This is a genomic window from Aquabacterium sp., from assembly GCF_048860245.1.
In the GTDB taxonomy this organism is placed as follows: domain Bacteria; phylum Pseudomonadota; class Gammaproteobacteria; order Burkholderiales; family Burkholderiaceae_C; genus Aquabacterium.
Genome location: NZ_JBLIZW010000008.1, coordinates 53547 through 71301, shown reverse-complemented (window position 1 = coordinate 71301; position 17755 = coordinate 53547). Strand labels below are relative to the sequence as shown.

19 protein-coding genes and 1 pseudogene are annotated in these 17755 nt (G+C 60.9%); 7 read left to right on the top strand and 13 right to left on the bottom strand.

Going from position 1 to position 17755, the window contains the following annotated elements; translation table 11 throughout:
- The 5 genes and pseudogenes from ACMV18_RS00975 to ACMV18_RS00955 all read right to left on the bottom strand — a co-directional run.
- Positions 1-337, bottom strand: a pseudogene (locus ACMV18_RS00975) (hypothetical protein); the annotation flags it as partial.
- Between the two features lie 32 nt (positions 338-369).
- Positions 370-771: a PA2779 family protein gene (locus ACMV18_RS00970; RefSeq protein WP_420816333.1), complete on the bottom strand. Its 402-nt coding sequence runs from the start codon at positions 769-771 to the stop codon at positions 370-372.
- Between the two features lie 112 nt (positions 772-883).
- Positions 884-1180 (bottom strand): cytochrome C oxidase subunit IV family protein, encoded by a 297-nt coding sequence (locus tag ACMV18_RS00965; RefSeq protein ID WP_420816332.1) that lies wholly within the window; start codon positions 1178-1180, stop codon positions 884-886.
- Positions 1177-1752 carry a cytochrome c oxidase subunit 3 family protein gene (locus tag ACMV18_RS00960; protein WP_420816331.1) on the bottom strand — a complete coding sequence of 192 codons (576 nt, stop codon included), beginning with the start codon at positions 1750-1752 and terminating at the stop codon, positions 1177-1179. The genes ACMV18_RS00965 and ACMV18_RS00960 overlap by 4 nt, the downstream gene beginning before the upstream one ends.
- Entirely contained in the window at positions 1749-2009 is a 261-nt protein-coding gene (locus ACMV18_RS00955; protein ID WP_374257211.1) for a DUF2249 domain-containing protein, read from the bottom strand. Before ACMV18_RS00955 ends, ACMV18_RS00960 begins: the two co-directional genes overlap by 4 nt.
- A 103-nt stretch (positions 2010-2112) precedes the next feature.
- On the opposite strand from ACMV18_RS00955, the gene ACMV18_RS00950 reads away from it, so the two are divergent.
- The gene (locus ACMV18_RS00950) at positions 2113-2736 is read left to right on the top strand and encodes a hypothetical protein (protein WP_420816330.1); all 624 of its coding nucleotides are present in this window, start codon (positions 2113-2115) and stop codon (positions 2734-2736) included.
- A gap of 10 nt (positions 2737-2746) precedes the next feature.
- On the opposite strand, the gene ACMV18_RS00945 is transcribed toward ACMV18_RS00950, so the two are convergent.
- The 5 genes from ACMV18_RS00945 to ACMV18_RS00925 are packed head-to-tail and all read right to left on the bottom strand — an operon-like array spanning position 2747 to position 6617.
- Positions 2747-2968, bottom strand: a complete 222-nt coding sequence (locus tag ACMV18_RS00945) for a SlyX family protein (protein WP_374257209.1) — start codon at positions 2966-2968, stop codon at positions 2747-2749.
- Positions 2969-2999: 31 nt separating this feature from the next.
- The gene (locus tag ACMV18_RS00940) at positions 3000-3785 is read right to left on the bottom strand and encodes a hypothetical protein (RefSeq protein WP_374257259.1); all 786 of its coding nucleotides are present in this window, start codon (positions 3783-3785) and stop codon (positions 3000-3002) included.
- A 7-nt stretch (positions 3786-3792) separates the two neighbouring features.
- Positions 3793-4245 carry an acyl-CoA thioesterase gene (locus ACMV18_RS00935; protein ID WP_420816329.1) on the bottom strand — a complete coding sequence of 151 codons (453 nt, stop codon included), beginning with the start codon at positions 4243-4245 and terminating at the stop codon, positions 3793-3795.
- A gap of 14 nt (positions 4246-4259) precedes the next feature.
- Positions 4260-4838 carry a TMEM165/GDT1 family protein gene (locus ACMV18_RS00930; RefSeq protein WP_420816336.1) on the bottom strand — a complete coding sequence of 193 codons (579 nt, stop codon included), beginning with the start codon at positions 4836-4838 and terminating at the stop codon, positions 4260-4262.
- A gap of 18 nt (positions 4839-4856) precedes the next feature.
- Positions 4857-6617, bottom strand: a complete 1761-nt coding sequence (locus ACMV18_RS00925; RefSeq protein WP_420816328.1) for an ABC transporter ATP-binding protein/permease — start codon at positions 6615-6617, stop codon at positions 4857-4859.
- 144 nt (positions 6618-6761) lie between these two features.
- Between ACMV18_RS00925 and modA the strand changes: the two genes are divergently transcribed.
- Genes modA through ACMV18_RS00895 form a run of 6 tightly spaced genes read left to right on the top strand, consistent with a single transcriptional unit; the run spans position 6762 to position 10623 of the window.
- Entirely contained in the window at positions 6762-7517 is a 756-nt protein-coding gene (gene modA, locus ACMV18_RS00920; RefSeq protein WP_420816335.1) for a molybdate ABC transporter substrate-binding protein, read from the top strand.
- Positions 7518-7533: 16 nt separating this feature from the next.
- Positions 7534-8208 carry a molybdate ABC transporter permease subunit gene (modB, locus tag ACMV18_RS00915; protein ID WP_374257203.1) on the top strand — a complete coding sequence of 225 codons (675 nt, stop codon included), beginning with the start codon at positions 7534-7536 and terminating at the stop codon, positions 8206-8208.
- 8 nt (positions 8209-8216) lie between these two features.
- Complete coding sequence (locus ACMV18_RS00910; protein ID WP_420816327.1) at positions 8217-8882, top strand: ABC transporter ATP-binding protein; 666 nt, start codon at positions 8217-8219, stop codon at positions 8880-8882.
- A 23-nt stretch (positions 8883-8905) separates the two neighbouring features.
- Positions 8906-9718 (top strand): TOBE domain-containing protein, encoded by an 813-nt coding sequence (locus tag ACMV18_RS00905; protein ID WP_420816326.1) that lies wholly within the window; start codon positions 8906-8908, stop codon positions 9716-9718.
- Between the two features lie 29 nt (positions 9719-9747).
- Entirely contained in the window at positions 9748-10164 is a 417-nt protein-coding gene (locus ACMV18_RS00900) for a PaaI family thioesterase (RefSeq protein WP_420816325.1), read from the top strand.
- 60 nt (positions 10165-10224) lie between these two features.
- Positions 10225-10623: a hypothetical protein gene (locus tag ACMV18_RS00895; RefSeq protein WP_374257195.1), complete on the top strand. Its 399-nt coding sequence runs from the start codon at positions 10225-10227 to the stop codon at positions 10621-10623.
- A gap of 3 nt (positions 10624-10626) precedes the next feature.
- Here the strand turns inward: ACMV18_RS00895 and ACMV18_RS00890 are convergent, their stop codons facing one another.
- The 3 genes from ACMV18_RS00890 to ACMV18_RS00880 are packed head-to-tail and all read right to left on the bottom strand — an operon-like array spanning position 10627 to position 17664.
- The gene (locus tag ACMV18_RS00890) at positions 10627-13077 is read right to left on the bottom strand and encodes a hypothetical protein (RefSeq protein WP_420816324.1); all 2451 of its coding nucleotides are present in this window, start codon (positions 13075-13077) and stop codon (positions 10627-10629) included.
- A gap of 15 nt (positions 13078-13092) precedes the next feature.
- Positions 13093-13533: an acyl-CoA thioesterase gene (locus ACMV18_RS00885; protein WP_420816323.1), complete on the bottom strand. Its 441-nt coding sequence runs from the start codon at positions 13531-13533 to the stop codon at positions 13093-13095.
- 57 nt (positions 13534-13590) lie between these two features.
- Entirely contained in the window at positions 13591-17664 is a 4074-nt protein-coding gene (locus ACMV18_RS00880) for a response regulator (RefSeq protein WP_420816322.1), read from the bottom strand.
- Between the last annotated feature and the right edge of the window lie 91 nt (positions 17665-17755).

Genomic DNA, 17755 nt, shown 5'->3' with positions numbered 1-17755 from the left:
CACGAAGCAAAGAAGGCAGATCGTTGCCGAGGCGGGTCGCGACCAACGCATGACGCCTCGCGACCGCCAGCATCTCGACTTGCAAGCTACCCTGCCGCGCCGGCAAAAACACGGCACGCTCCAGCGCCTGGGGCGGCACCTGCACGCCCACCGCTCCCATGGCGGTCGCCAAGGCGGCGGGGCCACACTGATTCTCTGTCTGGGGGAAGAAAGGCACGCCCCTCAGTTCGGCCACCGGCGCGATGCCAGCAGGCGGATGCGCCATCACGGCACGAGACTGGGTGGCCAGCAGATCAGCACAGCCCTGGAGACAGAAGGCCAGCATGCATGCGGCCATCCCCCTCCAGACTGCTGTCATTCGAAAACGAATCAACGAATCGAACGGGTGAAGGGGAAGACCTTGGTGAAGCCCAAGATGTCCGTCACCAACAACAACACGAAGATGAACACGATCGTGCCGAGGATGTCGGCCGCACCCGCAGGTGCACGGTCGAGTTGATCGGCCAAAGCCACCACTTCCTGGTCAGACAGCGAGGCAATGCGCGCACGCGCTGCGTCCATGTCCACACCCTTGGCCACCAAGGCCTCGGCCACATCGGCGCGGTTCAGCGTCGCCAGCACTTGTGCGCGGCGGGCCTCCACCTGAGTCAGGCTGCTGTGCGTGGCCACAGAATCGGTCGCAATCATGGCGGCCTGCGCAGCCTGCAAGCCAGCGGTATGGCTCATGGCAATGGCAACAATCCAGGCCAACAGCTTCTTGGTACGGGTCATCTCATGGCTCCTATCGGTCAAACAACACATTCTCGATGGAGGCGAATCTTACTCAAGTCAGCCCGCCTCTCACAGTCGGGAGATGTAAGCAGTTTCAACTGCCGCCCAAGCATCAAGCCCGCAAGGACCACCCATAGGCGACCAAAATACCCACTATCACCAGGGTGAGCCAGCCGATGAGCAGCCAACGCCACAGCGGCGGCGCATGGCGCAGTTCCATGAAATCCAGGATCACCAGGCTGCCTTTGAGCGCGACCAAACCGAACATGAGCAGCACGGGCCAGGCGCCCCGCCCACCCGCCAGCCCGCTTTCACCCAGCGCGAACGTGATCAAGGTGGCGGCCAACAAGATGGCCCCATTGCGGTTCAGGCGAAACACCTGCTTGGCGGAGAAGGATGGAAGGCTCATCGCATCACATAGACCAAAGGAAACAGCACGATCCACAGCAGGTCAACCATGTGCCAGAACGCCGCCCCTGTTTCGAGGGCATGGCAATCGTGACGACCATACGTGCCCTGCCGGGTCCTGAACCACAAGAAGGCCAACCACCCCATCGCGGCCACCACATGCAGGAAGTGAAAGCCGGTCAGCATGTAATAGAACATGTAGAAGTCGTTGGTGGACATGTCCAAGCCCGCCTGCCACTTGTCTGCATATTCGTGTCCCTTGATGAACAAGAACGACAGGCCGCAGGTCAAGCTGCCCAGCAACCACTTGGCACTGCTGCCCGATTGGTCCTGCCGCGCCGCATGCACGGCTCGCGCCACGCACCAACTCCCGGTGATCAGCAGCACCGTGTTGATGACGCCCGCATGCAGATTCAAGGTGCCTTGCCCGGCATTGAACACCGCCACCTGCCCAGCACGGGTGAAGGCGTAGGCCAGAAACAGCAGCGCAAAGGTCAGCAACTCGGCCAGGATGACCAGCCAGATGGCCAAGTCTCCCGCCAAGCGCGGCTCGTCCGGAGATGATTCGGTCATCCGACCACGGCAAAGTCAATCACGATGGCACCCGGTTCACGCTGCCGGTACTCGATGCTCACGCGGTCGCCATAGCGGGCGCGCAATTGATCCAGCAACGGCAGGGGATCGTGGTCATTGCAAAAGCGCATCGTTTCGCCCGACTGCAAAGCATCGAGCGCGCCAAAAATGGCGGCGTGGCGAAAGCGCTTGGCAATGCCACGCGCATCAAACGGATACAGGCCCGAAGGTGACAAATGCAGGTGAGGATGTGACATGATTTAAAGGTTCATTTTTGATGAACCTATTGTCATCCGGCGGCGTTGCCTGCGCCATGCGCTAGGTCAAAAACGGCACACTGCCCTTCCGAAGATTCACGTCATGCACTTTCCCGCGTTTTTTGACCAAGTCCCGTCCCTGCGGGTTCAGGATCCTCTGGCTGCCTTTCTGGGCTCCGCGGAAGACGGCATCCTGCTCTACCACTATGCCGATGCCGTGAAGCTGGCTGGCCACTCTTGCCCCACCGTGGCCTCGGCGTATGCGCTGGGACACAAAGCCATGCAGCGGCTGTACCCCGAAACCGTGCCACAGCGGGGTGGCGTGCGCATCCAGTTTCAGCAACCGTTGACAGAAGGCGTCACGGGTGTGGTGGCCAGCATCCTGACTTTGCTCACCGGTGCCGCACAAGACGGTGGGTTCAAAGGCATAGGCGGTCAATTCGTGCGGCAGCAGCGACAGGTGTTCGATCACCCTGAGCAGGCACTGCAGCTCCGCTTCACCCGCATCGACAACGGTCAAAGCATTGAAGCGCAAGCTCAATTGCATCGCGTGCCGGCAGACCCGGAGATGGCATCTTTGCTGCCTCGTTGCATCCACGGCGAAGCCAGCCACGATGAGCTCGCTCGCTTCCGGGAACTGTGGCAAGGCCGCGTGGCACGCCTTCTATGCGAGCACTGGGACGATGACGATGTGTGGTGTGTACGGCCGGTCTGCCACAGCCGGTGAGCCTCAGTCCTCAGTAATGAGGTGGCAACTCATCTCGCAAACTGCGAAACGTGGGCGTTGAAGCGCCTTGCTCAAGTTGGGACTGCAGGCGAGTCGTCTCGCGCACCAACAAATCAATTTGCCGCTGCTGCTGGACGATGACCTGATTGAGGCTTTCGACCATGTCTTCCATGAACGCCATCTTGATCTCCAGATCGATCAGGCGTTGTTCGTCGGCGTGCACATCACTCATGACCGGGCGCTCCTTGCGTGACGTCACGCATTCAGGGTGCAGGCCGCAATGCGGGCAGCACAGACAAAATCGGCTCGGGCGTCACCGCAGTCGGCGCCAGAAATGGGTTGCCTTGGATCAGCACGATCGCTGCCGTGGGCGCAGCGCCACAGGCAAACAGCATGATGCTCATGAGCGCGGCACGGGGCTTGTCTACATGCACCACGGCCACGGACAACAGCGTCAGCAAGCCAAGGAATGCCATGCCCAGCCATTTGAGCGGATTCACATGGGTCTGACTCAAGGACACGCGCAAATCACGTTCACGTCGCATTTCGCTGACCTTGTCCAGCATGAGCTTTTGAACGGTGTCGCCCAAGGCCTCGCGCACGTCTTTGGCCGCAACGCGAATCATCAGGGCATCGGCCCGCCGCTGCATGTCCGGGTGTTGCGTGCGCTGGGCCAGCCACGACCACTCGTCCGCACTGGTTTGCCCATAGTCGGCCATGGCTTGGCGCAGTTGCAATCGCTGCGGTTCGGGCAAGGGCGTAGACAAGGCTGCCAGCGTGCGCAAAGCATCGGCTTCGCGATAGACCGCATTGATGGCGCGGTCGTGCGCACTCCAGGTGTCATTGGCCAGAAACGCCAAGGTCAGGCCAAACATCATCCCCAGGATGTTGATGAAAGGCGGCACCACGCCTTGCCATGACACGCACCATGCTGCCCATCGAGAGCGACGCAAGAGCCAGTCGCAAGCCCAAACCGCCAAAAACGTGCCCACCACGGCCACCACGGCATAGGCGTAGTGGTCAAACGCACCCAGCACCGCAGACTGCATCACCACCTCACGCCACCGTCAGGCCAGGGGCCTGCGCCAGCAAACGGCTCATGAAGCTGGCTGGGCGTGGCGTCGGGCGCTTGGTGTCCACATGGACGAACACGATCCCGCACTTGCCGCGCGCCACCTCCAGCCCGGAGTCCGCCTGAGACATCTTGAAGACCAGATCGAAGCCGTATTTGTTGAAGTCCTGCGGCACCAGTTCCACCCGAAGCACATCGCCGTGGAAACCTTCGGACTTGTATTGGGCGATCAGGTCCCCGACGACGATGGAGGCATCGTCGCCCACATCGAACTCAGTGCACCCCAGCCATTTGAAGAAGCGTGCCCGCGCCTCGGACAGCAAGGTCAACAGTTGCGCGTTGTCCAGATGTCCCGCCTGGTTGACGTGACTGAGGTACACCTGCACATCCGTGGTGTAGATGAAGGCTTCGGGCAAATCAAACTGAACACGTGCCATGGCACACCCTCACATCAGAATCCAAACGACGCGCCTGCGCCCAGCAAAGTCACGATCCCCAGCACCGCAAAGATGCCCGCGGCAATCGTGTGCACCAACTTCATCGGAATGCGTGCAGACAACTTGTCCCCCACAAACACGGCAGGCACATCGGCGATCAACATGCCCAAGGTCGTCCCGATGACCACCATCAAAGGCTGCGCGTAATGCGCGGCCATGGCCACGGTGGCGACCTGCGTCTTGTCGCCCATTTCGGCCAGGAAGAAGGTGACCAAGGTGGCGCCAAACACCCCCAGCCGGCTGGCGATCTGCGTTTCTTCGTCCTCGATCTCATCGGGGATCAGTGTCCAGATGGCCATGCCGATGAAGGACAGGCCCAGCACCCAGCGCAACACCTGCGGGCTCAAGACCGACGTCACCCACGCGCCCAAGGCACCAGCCAGACCATGGTTGATGATGGTGGCCAGCAAAATGCCCAGGATGATGGGCACGGGCTTTTTGAAGCGCGCAGCCAGGATGAAAGCCAGCAACTGGGTCTTGTCGCCAATTTCAGCCAAGGCGACCACGCCAGTCGAGACAAGAATCGAATCCAGTTGCATGTGAGATGTCCTTCAGAAGCCGGCGATGGTACCAGCGGCCGTTGACGCCCCTGAGGCGCCCCCAACCGTTTCAATCGACCAGGCGCCCTCCCCGATCACGTTCAGCACTTTGCTGTGGAACGCCACGATGGCTTGGTGGTGGCTGACCGAGATCGGCGTGATGGACAGCCCCGCCAACTGACTGTAAAGCAAGCGTTCGTTGTCGGCATCCAGGGCACTGGTGGCCTCATCCAGCAAAAGGTAGCGGGGCTTGGCCAGCAACGCACGCGCAAACGCAAGTCGCTGCTGCTCACCGACCGACAACACCTTGCCCCAATCCAGCTCAGCATGCAACCCGCCAAAGCGCTCGGCCAGATCAGGCAAGTTCACAGCGGCCAGCCATTGCAGCAACTCGGCATCCGAGATGTCGCGCTCGGTGTGCGGATACAGCAATTGCGCACGCAAATCACCCAACGGCAGATAGGGCTGCTGCGGCAGGAACACCATGTCCGGGCTGGCGGGGCGAACCACCGCGCCAGACCCGGTGTGCCACAACCCCGCGATGACGCGCAGCAGCGAACTTTTGCCCACCCCACTGGGGCCCGTGATCATGAGGCCGTGTCCGGGCGGCACATCCACCGTCAGGTCACGCAGGATCAGGTGCTCCTTGTTCGGGGTGTACACCGTCAGACGCTGCAGGCTCAAGTGCTGACCGGGTCGGGTCACCACACGATCCGCCGGCTGGCCCGGCTCCTGCTGAGTCGACGAGGCATCGTCGTCGAGTGAGCGCGAAAACGCATGCAGCCGATCCACGCCCGCAGAGAAACGACTCAAGCCCTCAAAGTGCTCCACGATGACCGACACGGCACTCAAAATGGCCGTGAAGGCCCCGGTCGCCTGAATGGCACGCCCGACCTCCAGGTCACCCGATAACACATCGTTGGCAATGATGACCACCGGCAGCACCACGGTCAAAAAGCTGTGCGCATACTGAAACGTGTTCAATTTCAACTGCCAGCGCAGCACCTGCCGGTAGTTGGCATACAGAGACTCGAACACCCGCATCAGGGCCGACATCTCTCGGGCCTCGCCATCGTGCAAGGCAATCGGTTCAGCATGTTCACGCACCCGAACCAGGCCAAAGCGGAAGTTGGCTTCCCGCTGCAGATGCAAGAAGTTCAGACCAATCAGACGCCGGCCAAACACGCCACCCGTGAACACCGTGATGACCAGCGCGTAGCCAATGAGGAAGTAAACCAGCCCCTGAGAGATGGACCACAGCACCCGCGAAAAGGCGACCAACTGGATCAGCGATGACAACAGGATCATCGAAAAATACAGCGACTGCTGCGTGAACGAGTTGATGTCCTCCGCGATTCGCTGATCGGGGTTGTCAATCGCGGCGCTGCTGTTGAGTCGGTAGTAAGCGCGATGGGCGAAATAGCGGTTCAGAAACCGCTCGGTCAGCCAACGGCGCCACCGCAAGCCCAAGGTGTCGCGCACAAAGTAGTACAGCCCATAGACCGGCACAGCGGCGGCCAGCAAGAAGGTATAGCGCTTGATGGACGACCAGAAACGGTCCGCATCCCCGGCGGCCAGTGCCGAGGTGAACTCGCCCGACTCATGGTTGAACGCCACGTTGAACCACGTCTGCCCCAGCAGCAAAAACATCAACAGCGACAGCAGACCGATGGCCCGCCACTTTTCGTCGGACTCTCGCCAGTAAGGGGCCGCAATCTGCGCAAAGCGCCGGGCCAGGCGCGAGTTGAATCCGCGGTGATCAGCTTGATTCATGGGAAGTGGTCAATCCAGGGGCGCCATGCAGACGCCGCCTCAAGCCTGAATTATCCCCGGACTCGCATACGCCGATCGGAGGATGTGCGAAGCACTATATACACAGGTATATTGCGCTATCCCTCACTTGGATTCATGCCCATCATGCGTCGCATCCGACCGTCCGCCTTCATTGGTGCCGCCCTGGTTTGCCTAAGTACCCTGGCTCAGGCCGGCGAATTCACGGTATCGGCAGCCGCCAGCCTGACCAACGCCTTCAAGGAGATGGCGCAGGGCTTCGAGCACCAAAACCCTGGCAGCAAAGTTCTGCTCAACTTTGGGGCCTCTGGTGCGCTGTTGCAGCAGATCGCCAAGGGGGCACCCGTGGATGTGTTCGCCTCGGCAGACGAGGAGTCCATGGATCAGGCGGAAAAGCAGGGCCTCATCCTGACCAGCGGACGCCGCAAGTTCGCGCGCAACACACTGGTCGTGGTCACCCCAGCCGACACCGCCTCGCGTGTGGGCGCCCTGAAAGATTTGAACGCCCCTCAGATCCAAAAAATTGCCATCGGCAACCCGGCGAGCGTACCCGTGGGACGCTACACCCAACGTGCTCTGGAAGCCGCCAAACTGTGGACCGCCCTTCAGGCCAAAGTTGTCAACACCCAGAACGTCCGCCAATCCTTGGACTATGTGGCGCGCGGTGAGGTCGATGCGGGCTTTGTCTATGCGACCGACGCCGCGATCATGAAAGACAAGGTGAGGGTTGCCTTGTCCGTTCCGCTCCAGGAGGCCATTCACTACCCGATTGCACCGATTGCGGGATCGACGCATGCGGAGGAGGCGCGTCGCTTCGTGGCCTATGTGCTGTCGCCCGCTGGGCAACAGACACTGGCCAAATATGGCTTCTTGAAGCCCTGAACCGGGCATTGCACGCATGGACATGGCATGGTCGGCCTGGTGGCTGTCGCTGAAGGTTGCCGGATGGGCCACGCTGCTCACGAGCCTGCTCGGGATCGGGGTGGGCTACGCCTTGGCCCGCCTGCGCTTTCCGGGCCGCAACTTGCTGGACACCCTCCTGACCTTGCCCATGGTCTTGCCACCCACGGTGCTGGGCTATTACCTGCTGGTGCTGCTGGGGCGCAAGGGCTGGTTGGGCCGATGGCTGCAAACCACGTGGGACATTCAACTCATCTTCACATGGCAAGGCGCTGTGATCGCCGCCACCATCGTGGCCTTCCCGCTGGTGTTCAAGCCCGCTCGTGCGGCGTTTGAAGGCGTGGATGCGCAACTCGAGATGGCCGCACGGGTCCTCGGTTTGTCGGAGTGGGCGGTGTTTTGTCGCGTCACTTTGCCCTTGGCCTGGCGCGGCATCGTCGCCGGCATTTTGCTGGGTTTTGCGCGCGCTCTGGGTGAGTTTGGGGCCACGCTGATGGTCGCGGGCAGCATTCCGGGCAAAACGCAAACCTTGTCCGTGGCCGTTTACGAAGCGGTGCAAGCCGGACAAGACGATGTCGCCGGCACGCTGGTGCTCGTGATCTCTGCGACCTGCATGGTCGTGCTGTTGGCTGCGCACCGCCTGGCGCCCGGCCATCAAACGCATCGGACGTGAGGCTTGTCATGCTGGTCGATCTTGCTTTTGACAAAACACTCTGCTCACGTCACCGCACCTTCACGTTGAAGGTGGCCTTGCAATCCGCTGCACAACGGATCGTCATTCACGGCCCGTCAGGATCGGGCAAAAGCATGACGCTGCGCACGATCGCTGGCTTGCTGGCACCCGATGCCGGGCACGTCTGCGTCAATGGGCGCACCTTGTTTGATTCGACCCAAGGCATTGACCTGCCCACTCAGGCGCGGCAAGTGGGCTATCTGTTTCAGGACTACGCGCTGTTTCCTCACCTCACCGTGCGCCAGAACATTGCGTTTGGGTTGAACAGGCATTGGCTCCCGACACGCCGCACCCAGCATGATGAGCGTGTGGATTACTGGCTGGCCGCGTTCCAGCTAGAAGGGCTGTGCCACCATCATCCGCACGAACTGTCAGGCGGACAACGGCAGCGCACAGCACTGGCGCGCACCTTGGTCACCCAGCCCCAGATCCTGTTGCTGGACGAACCCTTTGCTGCCCTGGATCAGGCACTGAGAGACACCTTGCGCGAAGAACTGGACGCCGTCCAGCGTCGGCTCAACATCCCGATGATCCTGATTACACATGATCGGGAAGACGTTGCAGCCTTTGGCGATGACGTCTTCCACATGGACAACGGCATCATCGTCAGGTGACGCCACTGCACGACCTCGAACCCATGTCCACGACCACGCCACCGCTCTCATTGGAAGGTGCCATCTGGCTGAGCGCCGATGGCGAAAAGCTGGGCGGTAGCGCCCGCATGGCCCTGCTGGCGCAATTGGCCCAAAGCGGCTCCATTACGCAGGCTGCCAAAGCGGTGGGCATGAGCTACAAAGGCGCCTGGGATGCCATCGACACCATGAACAATCTGGCGGGCGAACCCCTGGTCGAACGGGCCGCTGGCGGAAAAGGCGGCGGCGGCACACGTCTGACCCCACGTGGCCAGCAACTGGTCCACAACTTTCAGGTGATTGAGCAAGCGCACCAAGCCTTTGTGCAACAACTGGCCCAACAAGCACAACACCTCACACAGGACTATCTGCTTTTGAAGCACCTTGCCGTGAAAACCAGCGCACGCAACCAATTCCTGGGCACGGTCACGGAGGTTAAGCGCGGTGCCGTCAACGACGAAGTCTCGCTGAAGCTGGCCTCCGATCACACACTCACCGCCATCGTGACGCACGACAGCGCCCTCTCACTGGGCTTGACGCCGGGCGTCAAGGCCTTCGCGCTGGTCAAGTCGTCTTCCATCATCCTGATGCCCGCAGACACGCCGGTTCAACTGTCTGCACGCAACCGACTCCGTGGCGTGGTCGCCCGCGTGCAAGACGGCGCCGTCAACACCGAAGTGATCATCGATCTGGGCGAGGGGCTGAGTGTGGCGGCCATTGTGACCAGCGAGAGCTGTCAGAATCTGGCCATCGTCGTCGGCCAGCCCATGACGGCCTTGTTCAAGGCCTCCAGCGTCATCGTGGGTGTGCCGGCCTGACCCCTGCCCGACCCAGACCAGGAGCCCAGATGGCCACCACCGCAGAAGTTGCCGCGTTCATCGCCCGGGAATTTCCACACTCCAAGATCCGCATCGATGCTGTGGGACAGTTGGGTGCCACCGTGTCGCTGGATGTGGAGGCACACGATCTGCGGCCGGGTGGCACGGTCTCGGGCCCCACCTTGATGGGCGTGGCGGATGTGGCCTTGTACGTGGCGATCCTCGGTGAGATCGGCATCGTGCCGCTGGCGGTGACCACCAACCTGAACATCAATTTCCTGCGCAAGCCCGATGGCGACAAGCGTGTCATCGGGGTGTGCAAGCTCATCAAGATGGGCCGCACGATGGCCGTGGGCGAAGTCTCGTTGTACTCAGAAGGGAAACCGGAACCTGTTGCCCATGTGGTGGGGACGTACGCGCTGCCTGCTGCCCGGCCTTCGCACTGAACCATCACGGCGACAATCTGTACCTCACGCCTGACTTACTTTCGTCTTCATTCATTTTCCATGCAAACCAAAAGCACCTTGACCCTCGTAGGCGGCGGCCTCGTCATTGCCCTGGTGTCAGCCACCGTGGGCGTGGCAGGCGCTTTCTTCTACCTGTTTCAGCCGCTTCAAAAGGGGCAGGTGGAATACTCTGAAAAATACCTTCCCAATCAGGTCGACGCGTTGAAGGCGCTGCGTGCAGGACAGGCTGACAAAGCCGTTGCGTACCTGGAAATGGCCACCACGTTCAGCCTGCTGAGCATGGGTGAACAGCGCGACCAGGGTGCCAAGGTGCCAGGCTCCCCCGAAGCGGCGGCAGCCGTGCAGTACCTGTGTGACCAGCCCCCGACAGCGGCGGCCAGCAAAGCCACGGCCAAGCTCACCTTCGGTGAAGCCTGCGCCCTGCTCACACGGCGCTGAAACTCAGCGCGCTGCAGCGCAGGCTGATGCAGGCGGCAGGGTCACGGTAAAGGGTTGATCAATCCATGCCACCTTGACCGCAATCTGCTGAGGTGCGGCCTTGCCAGACAACACCAGGCACGCCCCCTCTCCGCAGCGGCTCAAAGGCACAGCCTGCCAACGTGCCGCACTGGACTCGCCGGGCAGCAAGTGACCCACGCCCTCAATCAAGTCCAGGCGGTCGCCCAGTAACTGCCACTGCCCCGCCTCCGGTCCACAGTTGGTGGCGGTGAAGTTGGGCAGCATCAAAATGGCGTGCGGCGCGTCTCTCCAGTCACCAGCCAAACCAGACGGTGTGTGCACCACACGGTATTGCAGATGGTTGACCACCGTTGGCAACAACGCACCGGGGTACACGAATGGCACCCGTGTGCGCAGCTCACCTCGCGCTTTGTTGACCATGAGCGGGACCGTGAAGACCGCATTGTCATTGGCCACGTCTTCACTGATGCGCAACTGCAAGGCATACGCCCCATTGCGCACGGTGTAGCCCTCTTGCGCTTGCAAGAGCACGGCAATACCCGAGTCGTCCGTGGACACCCCAGCCGTGCGTGCCACGCCCCACTGAAGTGCCTTGTCAGACGGCTGCACGAGCAAGGCCGTCGGGGTTGCCGCCAAGGCGAAACGAGGTCGGGCCTCACCCTTGGTCAAAGCCACCGTCAACGCAGCAGGCTTGCCACCGACATGGGTCACGACGGCGCGATCGGGCAAGGCGGCATTGCTGCTGGCCGCATCACACCCCAAGACCAACTTGCCATTGATGGCAGCGGTCGCACCCGCCGTGGGCGCGCCTTTGGGTGCGCACGTCACCGAGCCCAAACGCACCTGCGCAATGCGGTCCAGACGCTCACCTTCCACCGCCACATCATCATCGCCATCTTGATGCACCAGTGACTTGATGCGGGTACGAGGCGCCATGATGTCCAGCGGAAACACCTGATCCGGCACACCAGCCTGACTGACAGTCAATGCGGCTTTCTGAGCTGGCACATGGCTCAGATCCACATCCAGGCGGTTGGGCGCTGAGGCGGTGCTGGCAGCAATGGTTTGACCATTGACCTGCAGCTTGAGTTGCTGGACGCAGTACGCTGAGGACGAGGCCACGCGCAGATGCCCCATCTCACCCGAGATCAGGCTGGCTTCGCCTTGCAACGCATCATCCAGATCTTTCATCACAGGCAAAGCGAACGCTGCGTCAGGCAGGGTCAAGCGCTGAAAGCCCAGCATGCCCGACAGCCGGCCGGCCACCACATTCCCGGCCTGGGGCAACTGTGCAGCATCCACACGGACATTGACTTCCCCGAACTCGGGGTGCATGTCCAAAATGGGCACGGATTGCACGGCCTTCGACTTGCTGCCATCCAGCAGGTCCAGGCGCCAGTCGTACCAGTAGTTGGACAGGGGCAGGCGCCCGGTGGCGATCAAGGGAAGGCGACCGGCCGTCAGGCAAACAGGCTGCTTGCTCTCGACGGTCAATGCCGGCGTGCGTCCCTGGAACCAGGCCGGCACGTACACATAAGCCGTCTTGATGCCTCCGTTGCGATAGCGGTCGATCGCATAGAGCTTGACGCCCTCTGCACCCTGCCCCGATCTGGCAAACGTCGGCGTGAAGTCATACAGATCCCGATACCGGGACGTGAAGTAATCGGCTGCGGCCGTGAAGGTCTTGATGCCCTCGTCCAGCTGGCCCGGCAACTTCCCTTCATCAGGCTTGCCATTGAGCGAGCCCAACTTGTCCGCCGACATGGCTTCCACATTGGCGCGACGCACGATTTCTGTGGCCAGACACTGGATGTCGACGCCATTGTTCTTCACGCAATCGACGCTCACCACCGGCAAGCCATAACGCGTGGCCGCTGAACGCGCGGCCTCGTTCAGCCCTTCCACGCCCTTGCTGGCCGGCACGGCTGACAAGACATCTGCCAACGCACGGGCTGCCTGATTGATCTGATCAATCTTTTGCAACTCCACAAACCGCTGGGGATCGCTGCGGATGGCCTGCTCGATCAGATCGGCTGACTGGCCAATGCTGGTGGTGATGCCAAACAAGGTGCGCAGCGCCGGTGCAATCACGATGGCCGGCACCGCGTCATCCGCCGGAATATCCAGTTCGAAGCGCTGCCCCTCCTGAATGGGATAGGGTTTGACCGTGATCTCGGTGCCGGAGCGTGAGATGCTGGCCAAGACCATCAGCCAGTCCTTGCGTGAGGCCAACTCCTCCGACGGTGTGATGACCAGGTGATCGCCTTTCTGCAGGCGATCAACCTGCAGCATGGGCAGCGTGACCTCACCACGTGTGACCGTCGCTGAAAACGCCGGCCCGTCATAGGAGTTGAATGTGGCCGAGAGTGCCGCATGCATCGCCACGCTGCAGAGCGCTCCCACCATCCAACGCTGGCCCAATGGCATTTTCATCACGCAACAGCCCTTTTATGCAGACACTTTGGCGCCACTGTACGCGTCCAGAAAATGCTGAGGCATGCGCTTGGGCTTACCGGACTCGATGTCCACACTGACAAAGTGTGACTCCCCTCTGAAGACCGTTTGCCCATTGGCCACCCGCACAAACTGGTACTTGCGGGTCAGGAACAGCTTGTCCACGTGCACCACCCATGTGGCCAGCATCACCTCATCACCCAGATGCGTCGCCTGCAGATAGTCCAGATGGTGTGAACGTACCACCATGCCTTGCCCAGACTGGGTGAAGGCCTCTGGCCCGATCCCCAATGACATGGAGTGCTGCCAAGCAATCAATTCCAGCCAACGCAGATACACCACGTTGTTGGTGTGATTCATGACGTCAATGTGTTCGCTGGTCACCACCACACGCTCGACATGTGGGTGAGGCAAGTCCCAAGCAACTTGGGGCACGGCATCGCTCATCTCAATCCTGCCATCGGCTACCAAAAGGGATGTAGCTTAGCAAGGTCAGGGCAGCCTGGCTTCGAGGGCACCCATCAAGTTGGCGAGGCTGGCGGCCGTGTCTTGCAGGTGCAGTTGCACCACCGCATCGGGCTCGGCCTGATGAATGGCCCGCTCCAGGCGGGAGGCCTGCTCACGAAGAAGGTTGGCGCCGACTTGTGCGGACACGCCCTTGAGCGTATGCGCCAATCGCTCTGCGGGCTCCAACTCGCCACGATCCAGTGCCTGTGCAATCTGCTCGCAAGTGGCCTTCTGCCCTGCACAGAACTTACCCAGTAACTTCACATACAAAGCGGGCTTGCCCAGTGACTGCTTCAACCCCAAGTCGGGATCCAGCCCCGGGATACCGCGCAAGGAGGCGATCACCGCCCCATCCTGATCCCCAGAGGTGGACACCGCCGCCACAGCGGTGCGCCCCGCAGCCACCGGCTTGATCCACTTGCGCAGCTTGGCCTGCAGATCCACCGGATCGATCGGCTTGGCGATGTAGTCGTTCATGCCCGCCTGCAAACACCGCACACGATCGCTGGCCATGGCGTTCGCCGTCATGGCCAGAATGGGCAGCGTCGCCAAGTCAGGCAGCTTGCGAATTTCCTGCGATGCCGTCAAACCATCCATGACCGGCATCTGCATGTCCATCAGCACAGCGTCATAGGGCTGATGCTGAACCTTGGCCAAGGCCACCTCACCGTTTTCGGCCCAGTCCACCATCAAGCCCATTTCCTTGAGGAACTCGGTGGCCACTTCCTGATTCAACTCATCGTCCTCAACCAGAAGGACCGTCGCCCCCACCAACTCCTCCATGCGGCTCAACCCCTGCACGGCCACAGCACTGGGCGGCAGCGTAGGCTTGGCAGCACCGATGTGACCCATCACGGCATCCAGCAACGCCGAGGGCGTGACGGGCTTGACCAGCACATTGCTGATGCCCACTTGCGTCGCCGCGGGCATCACATCCAATCGGTCGTAGGCGGTGATCATCAGCACGATTGGATCCACGCTCAAGTTCTTGCGCTGGAGCGCGTTGGCCACCGCCAAGCCATCCATCTCGGGCATTTTCCAGTCCAGCAAGATGAGGGCATACGGGTGGCCCGTTGCATCGGCTCGAACCACTTCGTCGACGGCCTCCCCCCCATTCGACGCTTCGTGCGGGTCGATGCCCATGCTGCGAAGCATTTCGCACAATGTGCGTCGCGCGGGCTCGCTGTCGTCCACCACCAGCACGCGCAAGGAACGGAAGTCATGTTGCAAGGAGCGTCTGCCAGGGCTCACCTTGCCTGCGCTCACGCCCACGTTCACGGTGAACCAGAAACTAGACCCTTCGCCAGGCTGGCTGTCGACACCAATTTCACCCCCCATCAATTCAGTGAGTCGGCGAGAGATGGCCAGCCCCAACCCGGTTCCGCCATATTTGCGCGTGATCGAGGTATCGGCCTGTTGAAAGGTCTGAAACAGCCGGCCGCGCTGCTCGTCGTTGATGCCAATGCCGGTATCTTTGACTTCAAACCGCAGCGTGGCATGGGCGCCCTCTTGCCGCACACTGGCGACGTGCACCTGCACACTGCCATGCTCTGTGAACTTGACGGCGTTGCTGGTCAAATTGATCAGTATTTGACCGAGGCGCAGGGCGTCCCCCACCAGATCAACCGGCACATCGGCATCGACATCGATGACCAACTCCAGCCCCTTGCTGCTCGCCTTCTCGGCAAACAGCGTCATCACATCGGCCAGAACTTTTTCAAGGTTGAAGTCAGCCTGCTCCAGCGTCATGCGCTGCGCCTCCAGTTTGCTGATGTCCAGAATGTCATTGATGACCCCCAGCAGCAGCTGGCTGGATGACTGGATTTTCTGGATGTAGTCCCGGATCTTGGGAGGGGGATCGGCCCGCAATGCCAGGTAGGTCATGCCCATCACGGAGTTCATGGGGGTGCGGATTTCATGGGACATCGTGGCCAGGAAATCCGACTTGATCTGCGCGGCTTCCTCAGCCAGCTTGCGCGCCTTGACCATCTCATCCAAGGCCTGCCGCTCGAGCGTGATGTCTTCAAACGTGCCCGCGAAACCTTTGCTGAGATCGTCGCGATCAATCGCCTGCACCATTTTTCGGCACCAGAAGCGACTGCCGTCTTTGCGCACCAATTCGCGCTCTTCACGGAAGTGCCCCACTGACGTCAAGCCATCCACAATCGCCTGACTCACGTCTGCGTAGGTTGCAGCGTCAGGGTAGAAGACATTCGTGGCCCGCCCCATCAATTCGCCAGGGCCGTACCCGAAGAGCGTTTCCATCGTGCGGTTGCAACGTTGGATGATGCGTTCTTTGGTCAGGATGACGCCCACCGTGGCGGCATCAAAGACAGCCTGTTGCTCCTGCGTGGCGCTTTGCAAGGCCGCGGTGCGCTCGTCCACCAATTGTTCCAGGCGATTGCGGTACTCATCAAGTTCGCGCTGGACTTGCTTCTCTTGTGTGATGTCTCGCCACACCACATGCAGCACATCCCGGCCCGCCATGCGAATGGGCGTGATCAAGACCTGGACCAGAATGGCGCGGCCGTCCACGCGCGTGTGCTCCCACTCGAACTCGTTGCATCCTTGCGCGAACGCCACGCTCAGCATGATGCTGGCCTTCTCTGAAGACAGCATGCCATCCGGTTGGTAGTCGGGCGAAATGTCAGTGAGCGTTTTGCCGATGAGCTCGTCGGCCCGCGTCGCCCCCAAGGCATTCAAGGCGGCGGGATTGGCTGCGACGTAGCGCCCGGCTTCGAGCAACAAGATGGGTTGATAGGTGTCTTCAAACACGCGACGGAACCGCGCCTCGCTTTCCGCCAGTTTGTCCAGCGCCTCGACACGCTCGGTGGCGTCCAGGGCGACACCGTCCCAAAAAATCGCGCCATCTGCGGCGGGATGCGGATGGGACTGCACTTGAATCCATTTGCACCGCCCCGACGCCAACCGCACAGGCAACACAGCGGAAAAATCGCTCATGTCCTGTGCGCTGCGCTTCTCTGCGGCGATATAGGACGCCACTGCTGACGGGTCAATCGCCCGAAAAATGTGGGCCGGATCGCTCAACACCTGCTCTGGCGTCAGCTCAAGCACATTTGCCACACCAGCACTCACATAATGAAACCGCAGCTGTCCAGGCAAGCCACCGTAGCGGTAAACGAAACCTTCCGGCAAGTTGTCACCCACGGCACGCAAACGTTCTTCGCTGATTTGCAGCGCCTCCTTGGTCTGCACGATTTCCGCGGTTCTGCTTGCCACCGTGCGTCGCAACGTGATGATCCACAGCGCTAAAACCGCCGCACCCAAAGACAGCAATCCAGTAGCCCACACTGCATTACGCGCGTACTCCCGGTAATCCTTGGGCGTGGCAAGCCATTTTTCACGAAGCGCCGCCATTTCATCGTCTGTGATGGCCGCCATGCCCTCTTCGACCAGACGCAGCGTTGCCACATTGCCTTTGCGTACGGCGCGGTGAAACTGCCCCTTCCCTAGCTGAAAGGCCTTGACGAACTGTCGGTTCGCCCCTTGTTGATACAGATAAAAATCAGCAGGGTACTCATCCAGACAGAAAACTTTGACGTCTTGCGCCATCGCACCCTGAATCAACTTGGTGTAACTGTCGTAATACGTCAGGGAAGTCACACCGCCGCGCTGCAAGGTCTCGATGCAGGCGTCCCCCGACATGACACCCACCTTGAAACCCCGCAGTGCATCCAGGCTGCGAATGCCACTGATTGAGACGTCGCGGTAGATGGCGACCGGCAAATCTGCATAGGGTTGGGAGAAGTCGTAGTACGGCGCCCGACCCGGCGTTTCAAAGATGTTATCGATGACATCTGCCCGCCCGTCCAGCAGGGTTTGCTGCGCCAACGCCCATTTGAGCGCCTTGAGCTCGACCTTCACGCCCGTCTTGGCTTCCCAAAGGCGCCAGACATCCACCAGGAAACCTTCTTCCTTGCCTTCGGCATTCAGAAAAAGATACGGGGGGTAGTTCTCGTCGCCCACGACGCGAATCACCTTCGGTGCCCCTTGCGCCCACGCGAAAGCCGTCATCCAGCATTGCAGCAGCAATGCCATCCCTATGACTGCCAGCCGTTGAATGAAGTGACGCATGTGCATCGGTCGTGCAACACCGGTTGATAGACTCATTCCAGTCTAATCCACTCGG